At 68.9% G+C, this 13,623-nt stretch carries 14 protein-coding genes and 1 tRNA gene; 3 read left to right on the forward strand and 12 right to left on the reverse strand.

What is annotated here, in order from left to right:
- Positions 1 to 127: 127 nt before the first annotated feature.
- The 5 genes from ACVKXF_RS02070 to ACVKXF_RS02090 all read right to left on the reverse strand — a co-directional run bounded on the left by ACVKXF_RS02070 (position 128) and on the right by ACVKXF_RS02090 (position 5,448).
- On the reverse strand, positions 128 to 967 hold the full coding sequence (locus tag ACVKXF_RS02070; protein ID WP_123313829.1) for a carbohydrate ABC transporter permease: 840 nt from the start codon (positions 965 to 967) through the stop codon (positions 128 to 130).
- Positions 960 to 1,955 carry a carbohydrate ABC transporter permease gene (locus ACVKXF_RS02075; protein ID WP_456794681.1) on the reverse strand — a complete coding sequence of 332 codons (996 nt, stop codon included), beginning with the start codon at positions 1,953 to 1,955 and terminating at the stop codon, positions 960 to 962. Before ACVKXF_RS02075 ends, ACVKXF_RS02070 begins: the two co-directional genes overlap by 8 nt.
- A 186-nt stretch (positions 1,956 to 2,141) precedes the next feature.
- A complete protein-coding gene (locus tag ACVKXF_RS02080; protein ID WP_123313831.1) occupies positions 2,142 to 3,443 on the reverse strand; it encodes an ABC transporter substrate-binding protein in 1,302 nt (433 codons plus the stop codon).
- Positions 3,444 to 3,559: 116 nt separating this feature from the next.
- Positions 3,560 to 4,705 (reverse strand): Gfo/Idh/MocA family protein, encoded by a 1,146-nt coding sequence (locus tag ACVKXF_RS02085; RefSeq protein WP_123313832.1) that lies wholly within the window; start codon positions 4,703 to 4,705, stop codon positions 3,560 to 3,562.
- Positions 4,702 to 5,448 carry a sugar phosphate isomerase/epimerase family protein gene (locus ACVKXF_RS02090; RefSeq protein WP_123313833.1) on the reverse strand — a complete coding sequence of 249 codons (747 nt, stop codon included), beginning with the start codon at positions 5,446 to 5,448 and terminating at the stop codon, positions 4,702 to 4,704. Before ACVKXF_RS02090 ends, ACVKXF_RS02085 begins: the two co-directional genes overlap by 4 nt.
- Positions 5,449 to 5,593: 145 nt before the next feature.
- On the opposite strand from ACVKXF_RS02090, the gene ACVKXF_RS02095 reads away from it, so the two are divergent.
- Together ACVKXF_RS02095 and ACVKXF_RS02100 are read left to right on the forward strand one after the other, a co-directional pair.
- Positions 5,594 to 6,805 carry an ROK family protein gene (locus tag ACVKXF_RS02095; protein ID WP_456794682.1) on the forward strand — a complete coding sequence of 404 codons (1,212 nt, stop codon included), beginning with the start codon at positions 5,594 to 5,596 and terminating at the stop codon, positions 6,803 to 6,805.
- A gap of 67 nt (positions 6,806 to 6,872) precedes the next feature.
- On the forward strand, positions 6,873 to 7,556 hold the full coding sequence (locus ACVKXF_RS02100) for a YqaJ viral recombinase family protein (protein WP_456794683.1): 684 nt from the start codon (positions 6,873 to 6,875) through the stop codon (positions 7,554 to 7,556).
- Between the two features lie 9 nt (positions 7,557 to 7,565).
- Here ACVKXF_RS02100 and ACVKXF_RS02105 read toward each other — a convergent pair whose 3' ends face one another.
- The 6 genes from ACVKXF_RS02105 to ACVKXF_RS02130 all read right to left on the reverse strand — a co-directional run bounded on the left by ACVKXF_RS02105 (position 7,566) and on the right by ACVKXF_RS02130 (position 11,150).
- The gene (locus ACVKXF_RS02105; RefSeq protein ID WP_456794684.1) at positions 7,566 to 8,174 is read right to left on the reverse strand and encodes a Pr6Pr family membrane protein; all 609 of its coding nucleotides are present in this window, start codon (positions 8,172 to 8,174) and stop codon (positions 7,566 to 7,568) included.
- 115 nt (positions 8,175 to 8,289) lie between these two features.
- Positions 8,290 to 8,979 (reverse strand): 50S ribosomal protein L1, encoded by a 690-nt coding sequence (rplA, locus tag ACVKXF_RS02110; RefSeq protein ID WP_111084260.1) that lies wholly within the window; start codon positions 8,977 to 8,979, stop codon positions 8,290 to 8,292.
- Positions 8,980 to 9,069: 90 nt separating this feature from the next.
- On the reverse strand, positions 9,070 to 9,501 hold the full coding sequence (rplK, locus tag ACVKXF_RS02115; RefSeq protein WP_022906459.1) for a 50S ribosomal protein L11: 432 nt from the start codon (positions 9,499 to 9,501) through the stop codon (positions 9,070 to 9,072).
- 144 nt (positions 9,502 to 9,645) lie between these two features.
- Positions 9,646 to 10,659 carry a transcription termination/antitermination protein NusG gene (nusG, locus tag ACVKXF_RS02120; protein WP_123313835.1) on the reverse strand — a complete coding sequence of 338 codons (1,014 nt, stop codon included), beginning with the start codon at positions 10,657 to 10,659 and terminating at the stop codon, positions 9,646 to 9,648.
- 119 nt (positions 10,660 to 10,778) lie between these two features.
- Complete coding sequence (gene secE, locus ACVKXF_RS02125) at positions 10,779 to 11,042, reverse strand: preprotein translocase subunit SecE (protein WP_228504884.1); 264 nt, start codon at positions 11,040 to 11,042, stop codon at positions 10,779 to 10,781.
- A 35-nt stretch (positions 11,043 to 11,077) separates the two neighbouring features.
- Positions 11,078 to 11,150: transfer RNA gene (locus ACVKXF_RS02130), tRNA-Trp, on the reverse strand.
- Positions 11,151 to 11,330: 180 nt separating this feature from the next.
- On the opposite strand from ACVKXF_RS02130, the gene ACVKXF_RS02135 reads away from it, so the two are divergent.
- Entirely contained in the window at positions 11,331 to 12,512 is a 1,182-nt protein-coding gene (locus ACVKXF_RS02135) for a pyridoxal phosphate-dependent aminotransferase (protein WP_456794898.1), read from the forward strand.
- 85 nt (positions 12,513 to 12,597) lie between these two features.
- Here the strand turns inward: ACVKXF_RS02135 and ACVKXF_RS02140 are convergent, their stop codons facing one another.
- Positions 12,598 to 13,614, reverse strand: coding sequence for a UDP-N-acetylmuramate dehydrogenase (locus tag ACVKXF_RS02140; RefSeq protein WP_456794685.1), 1,017 nt, complete (start codon positions 13,612 to 13,614; stop codon positions 12,598 to 12,600).
- Positions 13,615 to 13,623: the final 9 nt, after the last annotated feature.

A 13,623-nucleotide genomic window follows, 5' to 3' on the forward strand; every position in this document is an offset into this window, starting at 1 on the left:
CGGGCCGCCTCGGACTGGTCCGCGAAAGCGACAGATCCCCGCCGAACATCGGCGGGGATCTGTCGCTTTGGCAGAGCTGGAGCCGGAGCTGCAGCTGCAGCTGGAGCTCCCGCTGTAGCCTGAGCGGCTACTTCACCGCGCCGGCGGTCAGGCCGGCCACGAACTGCCGCTGCACGATGAGGAACGCAGCCACCACCGGGATGCTCACGACGAGGCTCGCCGCCATCACCTGGTTCCAGTAGACGTTCGTCTGCGTCGAGTACTGCTGCAGACCGACCGCCAGGGTCGAACCGAGGCCGTTCGTCATGACCGAGGCGAAGAGGACCTCACCCCAGGCCGTCATGAACGAGTAGATCCCGACCGCCACCAGACCCGGGCGGGCCGAGGGCAGGATGACCCGGAACAGGGCGCCCATCGGGCCGGAGCCGTCGACCATCGCGGCCTCGTCGAGTTCGCGCGGGATGGTCTCGAAGTAGCCGGCGAGCATCCAGATCGAGAACGGGAGCGTGAACGTCAGGTAGGTGATGATCAGGCCGAGCCACGATCCGACGAGCTGGATGCCGAGCGTGTTCCCGAGGTTCGTGAAGATGAGGAACAGCGGGAGCAGGAACAGCACGCCCGGGAACATCTGGGTGGAGAGCACCGCGGTGGTGAAGGTGCTCTTGCCCTTGAAGTTCCAGCGCGAAACACCGTAGGCGGCGAACGTCGCGATGATCAGCGAGAACACCGTCGCGACCGTGCACACCACGAGCGAGTTGATGAAGTACCGGCCGAGGGGCACCGTCGACCACATGTCGATGAACGGCTGGAAGGTGATCGTCGTCGGGATCCACGTGAAGTTGTCCTGCACGTCACCGAGGGGCTTGATCGCCGTGGTGATCATCACGTAGAGCGGCACGACCGTGAAGAGGGTCAGGACGATCAGGGTGATGATCTTGAAGGACTTGGCGCCAGTTGTCTCACGCACGGACGGACCTCCGGTTGGTCACGGCGAGGTAGATGCCGGTGACGACGAGCAGGAAGAGGAGGAGCAGGACGCTCATCGCGGCACCGGAACCGAAGTTCCAGGTGATGAACGACGCGTTGTAGATGTGGAAGCTCAGCAGGTCCGCGGCCGGGGGCTGCGCGGTCGAACCGAACAGCACGAACGGCGTGTTGAAGTCGTTGAAGGTCCAGAGGAACATCACCAGCACGAGCGTCACGTTGACCGGACGGACCATCGGCAGCGTGATCGAGCGCCACTGGCGGAACGGCTTCGCGCCGTCCACCGAGGCAGCCTCGTAGACGTCGTTCGGGACGGACTGCAGGCCGGCCATCAGCATCAGGAACGCGAAGGGCCAGGTCTTCCAGATCGCCACGACGACGACCGCGACGAAGGCGTTGTTGCCGATGAGCCAGAACGGGGAGTTCCCGCCGAAGAGTCCGAGTTGGTCGACCAACAGGTGGTTGAGCGCTCCGGAGTCACGCTGGAACATGAACTTCCAGGTGATCACGCCGGCGTACATCGGCAGCGCGTAGGGCACCAGGAACAGGGTGCGGAAGAGCCCGCGACCCGCGAACGGCTTCTGCAGTGCGACGGCCGCGGCCATGCCGAAGGTCCAGGAGAGCCCGACGACCAGGACCGTGAAGGCACAGGTGATGAGGAACGAGTTGAGGACCCCGCGGCCGATCGCCTGGTCGAAGTCGATGGCGACCTGGTAGTTCTTGAACCCCGCGAAGGGGGCGGCGCCCCAGTTGGCGATGAAGTACTTGGTGAGCTGGATGAACGAGATCCAGATGCCGGTGAGCATCGGGACGATGTGGATGAGCAGCTCGAACAGGATGGCCGGCGCGACGAGCGCGTAGGGCAGCCAGTTGCGCTTGCGCTTGCGACCTGGCGGACGGCCCGACAGCGTCGAGCCCTTCGTGTGCGTCAGGTCGATGCGCTCCGCATCGGGCAGGACCGTCGTGGACATGGGCGGGGGCCTTTCGGCAGGAGGAGGGTCGGGTGCTTCGCACCCCGGTCCGTGGCAGCGGACGGGAGGCGCGGTGTGCGTGAGACGTGAGGCTCACTGCCGGCGGTTGGCCGGCCCTGGGGCTGGGGCTGGGGGTGGAGGCCCGGGGCGCGTCCAGCGGACGTGCCCCGGGCCTCCGGGCTCGGATCAGCCGTTCGCCTGGGACACCTGGTCCTGGGCGGTCTGCAGGGCCGACTTGATGTCGGCCTCGGAGACCTTGGAGCCGGTCGCGATCTGGGCGAACATGTCGTTCATCGCCTTGCCGACCGTGGACTCGAACTGGTCCTCGGCGGGCACCAGCGGGAGCGGCTTCGCCTTGTTGTTGTAGATGTCGAGGAACGTCTTCGTCTGCTCGTCCGTGACGGAGTCAGCAGCCTCGGCGAGCACCGGCAGAGCCGAGTACGGCTTGTCCAGCGTCGTCTGCGTGTCCATGTCCGTCATGTACTTGACGAACTTGAGCGCGCCGTCCTTGTTCTTCGTGTTCTTGAAGATCGACAGGTTGATGCCGGCCGGGAACGAAGCGATCTGCTCGCCACCGGTCGGTGCGGGGAGGGCGACGACGCCGTACTCCGACGACTTCATGCCGAGCGACTCGATGGTCGCGTTCGCGTTGTTCTGGTTGAGGATGAACGCGGCCTTCTTCTTGGCGAAGTCCGTGGTGGACTGCGTCGCGTTGTCGTACTGCGCGTTCGACGGGTTCGCGACCTTGGCGTCCTGCATGAGGTCGAGGTAGCGCTTGATGCCGTCGACGTTCGCCTTCGACGTGAAGGTCGGCTTGCCGTCCTTGTCGAACCACTCGCCACCGTTCTGCGCCGAGTTGATGAAGGCGAAGTGCGAGTTCTCGGTGTACGAACCGCCGGCGAGGCTGAAGCCGTAGGTGTCGCCCTTGGTCAGCTTCTTCGCGTCGGCGACCATGTCCTCCCACGTGGTGGGCGGGGTGATCCCGGCGTCCGCGAGCATCTTCTTGTTGTAGTACAGGCCGTACGCGAGGCCGTAGAGCGGCACGCTCGTGACGGTCTCACCCGGGGCGCCACCGGTGGAGAGCGCGACCTTGCCGAACTTGTCGGCGCCGCCGATCGCCTTCATCTCGGCGTCGCCGTACTCCTGGAACGCGCCGGTCGCCTGGAGCGAGGTGGCCCAGGTGTTGCCGATGTTGACGACGTCCGGGCCCTGGCCCGAGGTGACGGCGGTCTGGATCTTCGTCTGCAGGTCGTTCCAGCCGATGACCTGGAGGTCGACCTTGATCCCGGTCTCCTTCGTGAACTTCTTGAGGACGGGGGTCAGCACCTCCTTGTCGTTCTGGAGCGACGTGCCCTGGTTGGACGCCCAGTAGGTGAGCGTCTTGGAGTCGCCGGAGGAACCGGACGATCCGGAGGAGCAGGCTGCGAGGCCGGTCACGGTGAGTGCGGCGGCCGCGGTGATGGCCAGTGCGCGGATGGCAGTGCGCATGACTCTCTACTTTCTCGTCGTTGAGATGGTGCAGGGATGGTGCAGGGATGGAGCAGGGGTGCTGCGAGGTGGAACTGTCGGGTGCTGCTGTGGTGTGCGGGACGGACCCGGGCCGGTCAGGCCAGGGTCTGCTCCGCGGGGTCCCAACCCTCGGGGAGGGTCTGGGAGGGCGACACGGTGCTCTCGACGAGCACCGCCTCGCCACGTTCTGCCGCCTCGGCGATGGAGACCATCACGTCGAGGACGTGGAAGGCGAGCGCACCGGGGACCCGGTTCTCGTCGCCGGCGCGGAGCGAGCGGGCGAGGTCGACCACGCCGGTGCCGCGCGAGTACGTGGAGCCGACCGCGGGGATCGTCTCGGGCTCCTCGGCGCCGAGCGCGTACAGCTCGGTGTCGCCGTCGAAGTTGTTCGGGTCCGGGAACACGACGGTGCCGGTCTCGCCGGCGATCTCGACGACGCCCGTGCGACCGCGGTCCGACTCGAACGAGAAGACGCTCTGCGCGCTCCCGCCGTCCTCGAACTCGATCAGCGCGGAGTGGTTCGTCGGGACGTCGACGGGGAACTCGGTGCCCGCCTTCGGGCCGGAGCCGATCGTGCGCGTGGCGCGGGACTTCGACGCCGTCGCCGTGACCTTCTTCACCGGACCGAACGTCTGCACCAGGGTGGTGATGTAGTACGGGCCGATGTCGAACAGCGGGCCCGCGCCGTAGGCGAAGAGGAACTCGGGACTCGGGTGCCACGACTCCGGGCCGGGGCTCTGGAAGAGCGTCAGGCCGTTGAGCGGCTTGCCGATGCGGCCGTCGCGGATGGTGCGGAGCGCGGTCTGCAGGCCGGCACCGAGGAAGGTGTCCGGTGCGACGCTGACGGTCTTGCCGGCGGCACGGGCGGCGTCGCGGAGCTCGGCAGCGCTCGAACGGTCGAGGGCGTACGGCTTCTCGCCCCACACGTGCTTGCCTGCGGCGAGTGCCTGCAGCGCGACCTCGACGTGGGCGGCGGGGATCGTCAGGTTGACGACGATCTCGATGTCGTCGTCGGCCAGGAGCTCCTCGACGGTGCCCGATCCGGGGACGCCCCACTTCTCGGCCTGGGCGGCTGCGCGCGGCAGGTCGATGTCGGCGATGAAGCGGACCTCGACGTCGGGGAAGACGGTGAGGTTCGACAGGTACTGGTCGGAGATGACCCCGGCGCCGATGACGCCCACGCCGACGCGGCCGGTGCGGGTGCTGCTGTCGACCGCTGCGGTCGTGGTGGTGTCGGTCATGCGCGTGCCCCCTCGAGGAACGTGTAGGAGTCGGCGACGGCCTGGAACACGTCGCCCTCGTGGCCGTCGAGCTCGACGACGTGCAGCGCGTCGGGCGCTGCGGCGAGGATCTCGCGGATCGGCATGATGCCGTTGCCGACGGCGACCTGCTTGTCGTCGTCGTGCGACCCGTCGCCGTCCTTGACGTGCAGGAACTCGATCTTGTCGCCGTACTTGCCGATGATCGCCACCGGGTCGTCGCCGCCGACCGTGACCCAGTAGGTGTCGAGCTCGAGCACGACGTCGTCGGACAGTGCGTCGGCGAAGACCTCGTAGGCGCTGACGCCGTCGATGCGGTTCGAGAACTCGAACGCGTGGTTGTGGTAGCCGAGGACGAGGCCGTGGTCGGCAGCACGCGGGGCGAGGGCGCTCAGTTCGCGGGCGATCGCCTCGACGTCCTCGCGGGTGGTCCAGCGGGCCTCGTCGATGTGCGGGTCGATCAGGGTGCCGAGCCCGGCGGTGACGCTCGCGTGGAAGATCCGCTCGAGGTCCTGCTCGCCGGCGTCCAGCAGCCGTGCGTGTCCGCTCGGGGCGGCGAGGCCGGCGTCGCGCAGCGCGGCGGCGAGTTCGTCGGCGTTGTCGACGAAGCCGAAGGCCTCGACGTTCGTGTAGCCGATGTCGGCGATGCGCTGGAGCGTGCCGGGCAGGTCGGCCGAGAGGGCGTCGCGGACGGTGTAGAGCTGAACCGAGATCGGTTGGGTCACCTGGGGGTTCTCCTCGTCGAGATGGTGCGGTCGTCACTGACCGAGCGTCACACTATGGCCACTTCTGTCGGCGGTCAAGCAGAAGTTCGAGGAACGTCGACGAACTTCGTTGCGTGGCGCGTTCGATGTGTGCTTCACTCCCCACATGGTCGACTTGGCTCGGACGGCAGCGTCGCCTCCGGTCGGGACGAGCGAGCTCTTCCAGATCCTCCGCGACGGCGTGCCGCGGACCCGGGCTGAGCTCGCCGCACTGACGGGACTCGCACGCTCCACCATCGGCGTGCGCCTGGACTCCCTCATCGAGGTCGGTCTCGTCGGCCCCGTCGACACCGCCGTCTCCACCGGCGGACGGCCGCCGGCGCAGGTGGCGCTGAAGCCCCGCGCCCGGCTCGTCATCGCCGCCGACCTCGGCGCCTCGCACGGCCGTGTCGCCGTCACCGACCTGGTCGCCGCCCCGCTCGCCACCCGTGAGGCGCGCATCGACATCGCCGCCGGCCCGGTGGAGACCCTGTCGTGGCTGGTCGCGACCATCGACGAGCTGCTCGACGAGGTCGGCCGCGCCCGCCAGGACGTCATCGCCATCGGGATCGGCGTGCCCGGCCCGGTCGAGTTCTCGACCGGGCGACCGGCGAACCCCCCGATCATGCCCGGGTGGGACGGCTTCGACGTGCCGTCGTGGCTCCGTCAGCACATCGCGGCACACGTCCTGCTCGACAACGACGTGAACATCGCGGCCCTCGGTGAACGGGAGCACGGATGGCCCGACGTCGACCACCTGCTGTTCGTCAAGGTCGCCACCGGCATCGGGTCCGGCATCGTGTCGGACGGCGCGCTGCGACGGGGCGCCCAGGGCACCGCGGGCGACATCGGCCACGTCCGGGTCTCCCGCGCCGGCGACGTGCCCTGCCACTGCGGCAACACCGGGTGCCTCGAGGCGGTGGCCTCCGGTCCGGCGATCGCCCGCGCCCTGCGCGCGAAGGGGCACGACGCCCACACCGGCGCCGACGTCCTGGACCTGGTGAACCGGTCCGACCTCGACGCGATCTACGCCGTGCGCCAGGCCGGCCGCGACATCGGCGAGGTCCTCGCCACGTGCGTCTCGCTCATGAACCCGTCGGTGATCGTCCTGGGCGGCTCGATCACGCAGGCCGGTGAGCACCTGCTCGCCGGCGTCCGCGAGGTCGTCTACTCGCGCTCGATGCCACTCGCCACCGAACACCTCGTCATCGCCCAGTCGCGTGCGGGGTCGCTCGCCGCACTGCAGGGAGCAGCGGCGCTGGCGATCGGCTACGCGCTCTCCCCCGCCGGGGTCGACGAGCTGGTCGCCTTCGCCGAAGGGCGCGAGCTCGTCTCCTGACGTGCGCGCCGCGACCCGTGAGCGCGTCGGATTCGGTCCTGCCGGTGGTCGGGGGGAGAATCATCGGGTGACGATCGTGCAGCCCACCCTGTGGGGCGACCTGGACCCCGGCCTGGAGGACGTGTCTGCCTCCGCCACGCCGGTCGCGGTTCCGGTGCGGGACGCGTTCACCGCCCTGCGCGGCCACACCGAGCGCATCGTCGCGCACTCGTCGGACCGCTTCGCATGGCTCCGCGCCCGCGCCGCGGGCATCACCGCGACCGACGTCGCACGACTCGCATCGCTCCACGCCGTCGAGGCCGTCGTCGCCGAGAAACGCTACGGCTCACGGTTCTCCGGCAACGCGTTCACCGAGCACGGCAAGGACCGCGAGCCGCACATCGCCGCCTGGGTCGCGGCCACCCATGGCATCCAGCCGTCGGCGCACCTGTTCCACGCGGCAGCGAACCGGGCGCACCTCGCCACCCCCGACGGCGTCGGCGTCCAGGGCTCACGGGTCGTGCTCGCCGAGATCAAGACGACCGCGAAGGGCTGGCGGAGCATCCCCCGGCACTACCTGCGACAGATCTGGTGGCAGCAGTACGTGCTCGGCGCCGACCGCACCCTGTTCGTCTGGGAGCGCCACGACGGCTTCGTCCCCGTCGCCGACGAACCCGAGTGCCGGTGGGTCGACCGTGACGACGACCAGATCCGCGGGCTCGTCCAGCTCGCCGACCTGGTGCTCGACAAGCTGCGCGACTTCCGCTCGTAGCCCGTCCGCTCAGACCTTGACCAGGCGGAGCCGGCTCATCCCCACGACCAGCACGCCGAGCAACCCGATCGAGACGCCCACGCCGACGCAGTAGATCGCCACGACGCCGTAGCCCTGCGCCGGGTCGAGGAACGGGTACGGCACCCAGCCGTCGGTCGCGCCGCGGATCAGGATGACGATCGTCCACACCGCCGGGTAGATCAAGAACCACCACACGTGGCGGAGGAGCAGCTTCGACCGGTCCGAGAACAGCAACCAGTCGAGCACCGCGTACGCGGGGATGACCTTGTGGAGCACGTCGTTCGACCACTGGACGTTCGCCGACACGTCGACGTTCGTGAGCAGGGTGTTGTAGACGATGCCCGTCGTCGCGATGTACACCGTCCCCGCGCCCCGCAGCAGGCTCACCCGCAGGTCACCGCGCTTCCGCCGAGCCGACGCGACGAGGGTCACCGCCAGGGCCACGGCGATGATGCCGTTCGACTGGATGGTGAAGTACCCGAAGAAGTTCCACGGGTTGTAGGCGGCCGTCTCCGAGCTGACGAGCCACTGGGCGACGATCGCCACGACCACGGCGATGACGGCGATCAACCGGAGCGAGTTGACGAGGGTGCGCACGCCACCACGCTACCGGGGCGCGGTCCCCGCAGATGCGGAAAGGCCCGCACCGTTTCCGGTGCGGGCCTTTCTGCGGGTCAGTGACCCGGAGGTCAGTGACCCGGAGTCAGTGGACTCAGATGCTGTTGACGTCCAGCGGGATGCCGGGGCCGAAGGTCGTCGAGACGGCGCCCTTCATGACGTAGCGGCCCTTCGAGGAGCTCGGCTTGAGGCGGTTGATCTCCTCGAGCGCGGTCGAGATGTTCTCGTCGAGCTGCTCCGGCGTGAACGAGGCCTTGCCGACGACGAAGTGCACGTTGGCGTGCTTGTCGACGCGGAACTCGATCTTGCCGCCCTTGATGTCGTTGACGGCCTGCGCCACGTTCGGGGTCACGGTGCCGGTCTTCGGGTTGGGCATGAGGCCACGCGGGCCGAGCACCTTGCCGAGACGACCGACCTTGCCCATGAGCTCGGGCGTCGCGACGGCGGAGTCGAAGGCGGTGTAGCCCTCGGCGACCTTCGCGATGAGCTCGTCGCCACCGACCTCGTCGGCGCCGGCTGCGATGGCGGCCTCGGCCGCCGCACCCGTCGCGAACACGATGACGCGGGCGGTCTTGCCCGTGCCGTGGGGCAGGATGACCGTGCCACGGACCATCTGGTCCGCCTTGCGCGGGTCGACGCCGAGCTTCAGTGCGACCTCGACCGTGGAGTCGGTCTTCGCAGAGCCGGTCTCCTTGGCCAGGGCGACTGCCTCGGTCGGGGTGTAGAACTTGTCGGCCTCGATCTTCGCGGCCGCGGCTTCGTAGGCCTTGGACTTCTTCGCCATGGTGGTCTCCTTGCGAGATACGTGGTTGACGAGCCGGCGCGGCTCTCCCACGGAAAGGTGTCTGGGTGTGGGCCGGAGCCCGATCGGTGCTTAGGCCTCGACCGTGATGCCCATCGAGCGTGCGGTGCCGGCGATGATCTTCGCGGCCTGCTCGATGTCGTTGGCGTTCAGGTCGGCCTGCTTGGTCTCGGCGATCTGACGGACCTGGTCCATCGAGATCTTCGCGACCTTGACCGTGTGCGGGGTCGCGGACCCCTTCTGCACACCAGCAGCCTTCTTGATGAGCTCAGCGGCCGGCGGGGTCTTGAGGACGAACGTGAACGAACGGTCCTCGTAGACGGTGATCTCGACCGGCACGACGTTGCCACGCTGCGACTCGGTCGCCGCGTTGTACGCCTTGCAGAACTCCATGATGTTGACGCCGTGCTGACCGAGTGCCGGACCGATCGGCGGGGCCGGGTTGGCGGCTCCCGCGTTGATCTGCAGCTTGATCAGGCCCGTGACCTTCTTCTTCGGTGCCATGACTTGTCTTCCTCCTGGAATCGAACGCACGGGGATCCGTGCACTCTCCCGCTGGTCCGGCCGTTCCGGACCGCGGTGAAGGCCCACACGCACGAGGCGTGCGGGCCCAAACTCGATGAGTCTACCCGAACAGGCAGACCTGGACTAGAGCTTCGTGACCTGGTCGAAGCTGAGCTCGACCGGAGTCTCGCGCTCGAACAGCGAGACGAGCACGGTGAGCTTGCCGCTCTCCGGCTTGATCTCGGAGATCGAACCGGGGAGGCCCGCGAACGAGCCCTCCTTGATGGTGATCGTTTCGCCGACCTCGAAGTCGACCTCGGCCGCGGGCTGCGCCTGCAGGGAACCGCCGGACTTCGAGCCGCCCTTGGTCGGCGCGGCCTCGGCGACCTGCACGAGGGACTTGAGCATGCCGAACGCCTCGTCGAAACGGAGCGGCGTCGGGTTGTGGGCGTTGCCGACGAAGCCGGTGACGCCGGGAGTGTGCCGGACGACGGACCACGAGTCCTCGTTGAGGTCCATGCGGACGAGCACGTACGAGGGGATCCGGACGCGGGTGACCAGCTTGCGCTGCCCGTTCTTGATCTCGACGACGTCCTCCATCGGGACCTCGACCTGGTAGATCGAGTCCTCCATCGACATCGACACCATGCGGTTCTCGATGTTCGACTTCACGCGGCGCTCGAAGCCCGCGTAGGAGTGGATGACGTACCACTTGCCCGGCTTCATCCGCAGCTCGACCTTGAAGGCCTCGTACGGGTCGACCTCGGCCTCTTCGGCGTCGTCGTCCTCGGCGTCGATGGCTTCGTCGGCGGCGAGGGTCTCGTTCGCCTCTTCGGCGGTCTCGGACTCGAGTTCGATCTCTTCCTCGTCCTCGACGGCCTCCACCGCGGCCTCGGCCTCGTCGGCGGAGTCGATCTCGAGGGCGTCCTCGACGACGGCATCGGCCTCGGGGTCCTTGGACTCCTGCAGCGCGGTCAGCTCCTCGTCGATGCCGAGGGACTCGTCGTCCTCGGACTCGACGGAGATCGCGCGCTCCTCGGCGGACTCGGCGGAGCGCTCCTCGCCGGTCTCGACGTCGCCTTCCTGGTTCTCCTCGACCTCGGAGGACTGCTCGGCAGCCGTCGCGAGGTCGATGTCGTCGCGGGAGTAGTCAGACACAGTCGATTCTTTCCGTTCGGTGGTGCGGGTCGGGATGGCGGACGGTCCTGGTCACGATCGGCTCCGTCTCGGGCGACCGTACTCCACGGGACTGCCGCACAGGGCAGTCGACGTCCGGGTCAGGCCGTGGGCCCGTTGCCGAAGACGTACCCGACGCCGAGACCGAACACGAAGTCGAGGATCGACACCAGGATCATCATCACGACGACGAAGACGAGCACGACCAGCGTGTAGCTGAAGAGCTCCTTGCGGGTCGGCGTCACGACCTTGCGCAGCTCGCCGATCACCTGACGGATGAAGAGCACGATGGCAGCGATCGGACCCCGGCGCTCGGCCCGGTCCTGCTTCGCCTTGGCGACGACGTCGTCCGCCGTCGTCTCCATGTCTTTGCTCGCCAACTTCTACCCTTCCAGAGTTGCAGGGCGGACAGGACTCGAACCTGCAACCTGCGGTTTTGGAGACCGCTGCTCTACCAATTGAGCCACCGCCCTTCAGAGCACGTCCGTCACCGATCGTGTTCCGGTGGTCGAGTGTACGGGAGTCCGTCACACGGTGTCCACTTGACCCCCTCCACGGCGTGCCGCGCCGATAGGCTGGGACCCGTGAGCACCGCAGCCCCCGGCCCTGAGTCCACCGCAACCCCCGCCGCCGCGCCGACCGATCGGCCGCGCATCGCGTCCCGCATCGCGGCGATCGCCGAGTCCGCGACGCTCAAGGTCGACGCGAAGGCGAAGGCCCTGAAGGCCGCGGGTCGCCCCGTCATCTCCTTCGCCGCCGGCGAGCCCGACTTCGCGACGCCCGACCACGTGGTCGTCGCCGCGGTCGAGGCCGCACAGGACCCGAAGAACCACCGCTACACGCCGGCGACCGGCCTGCCGGAGCTGAAGCAGGCCATCGCCGACAAGACCGCACGCGAGTCCGGCATCACCGTCGACCCGTCGCAGGTGATCGTCACCAACGGCGGCAAGCAGGCCGTCTACCAGGCGTTCCAGACGATCGTCGACGCCGGGGACGAGGTCCTGCTCCCCGCCCCGTACTGGACCACCTACCCCGAGGCCATCCGCCTGGCCGGTGGCGAGCCGGTCGAGGTCTTCGCCGGCAGCGACCAGGGATACCTCGTGACCGTCGAGCAGCTCGAGGCCGCGCGCACCCCGAAGACGAAGGCGCTGCTGTTCTGCTCGCCGTCGAACCCGACCGGCGCCGTGTACACCGCCGAGCAGACCGCCGCGATCGGCGAGTGGGCGCTCGAACACGGCATCTGGGTCATCAGCGACGAGATCTACCAGGACCTCGTCTACGACGGGCTGCGCTTCACCGGCATCCTCGACGCCGTGCCGGCCCTCGCCGACACCACGATCCTCGTCAACGGCGTCGCCAAGACCTACGCGATGACCGGCTGGCGCGTCGGCTGGTTCATCGGCCCGGCCGACGCCGTCAAGGCTGCGTCGAACCTGCAGTCGCACCTGTCGTCGAACGTGTCGAACGTGTCCCAGCGCGCCGCGATCGCCGCCCTCACCGGGCCACAGGAGCCGGTGGCGGCCATGCGCGAGGCCTTCGACCGCCGTCGCCAGGCCATCGTCGCCGGGCTCAACGCGATCCCGGGCTTCGTCACGCCGACCCCGCAGGGCGCCTTCTACGTCTACCCGGACGTCACCGCACTGCTCGGTCGCGAGTGGGCGGGCTCGACCCCGACGACGACCCTCGAACTGGCCGACCTGATCCTCGAGCACGCCGAGGTCGCGGTCGTCCCGGGCGAGGCCTTCGGACCCTCGGGCTACCTGCGGCTGTCGTACGCCCTCGGCGACGACGACATCGCCGAGGGCGTCGCCCGTCTGGCGCGGTTCTTCGCGTAGACCCCACGCACCACGGAACGGGCCACCTCGTCGAGGTGGCCCGTTCGCACGTCCGGGAGGCCCGTGGCGCGTCGCGTGGGCGTCCTCAGTCGAGCAGGTCGCCCACCACGACGGGCTCCGGCACGAGCGAGACCCCGAAGCGGTTCAGGACGGTCACCTGCACGTACCGCGCGAGCTCCGCCACCTGGGCGGCCGTTGCTCCGCCGCGGTTCGTCAGCGCGAGGGTGTGCTTCGACGAGATCGCCGCCCGCGAGCCCGGCACGGCGTAGCCACGGTGGATCCCGGCGTGCTCGATGAGCCAGGCGGCGCTGAGCTTGACGTCGTCACCAGCCGGCCACCGTGGCGCATCGGCGGGCAGCGTCTCGGCGAAGGCCGCGGACACGATCGGGTTCGTGAAGAACGACCCGGCGCTCCAGGTGTCCCGGTCGTCGGCGTCGAGCACCATGCCCTTCGAGGCGCGGAGCCGCAGGACCTCGTCGCGGACCGTGGTCGACTCCACGAGGGCACCGAGGTCGACCCCGAGCGAACCGGCGAGCTGGGCGTACCGCACCGGCACGCCGTGCTCGCCCGCCGCGCCGAGCCGGAACTCGACCGTCAGCACGACACCGCGGCGTCCGTGCTTGAGGGTCGACGTGCGGTAGCCGAGCGCCAGCTCGGCCGCGGGGACCCACGCGCGCTCCCCCGTGGCCGCATCGAGGAACTCGACCCGGGTGAGCACGTCCGAGAGCTCGACCCCGTAGGCGCCGATGTTCTGCACGGGGGCGGCGCCGACGGTGCCCGGGATGCCGCTGAGGGCCTCCAGACCGGTCCAGCCGTTCGCGACGGTGGTGGCGACGAACGCGTCCCAGGGTTCACCGGCCGCGACGCGGACGGTGACGCCGTCGGCGTCGGTGTCGGCCTCCACGCCCGAGGTGCGGACCAGGACGACGGTGCCGTCGAAGCCCGAGTCGGCGACCAGCAGGTTGCTGCCGCCACCGAGGACGAGCCACTCGTGGTCGTCCCACGCCGCACGCGTGTGGGCGACGAGCTCCTCGGTCGTCGTGGCCGTCAGCAGCCGCGTGGCCGGACCGCCGACGCCGAGCGTCGTGAGGTCGGCGAGCACCGGCTCGTG

This window comes from Curtobacterium sp. PvP017, assembly GCF_054060195.1.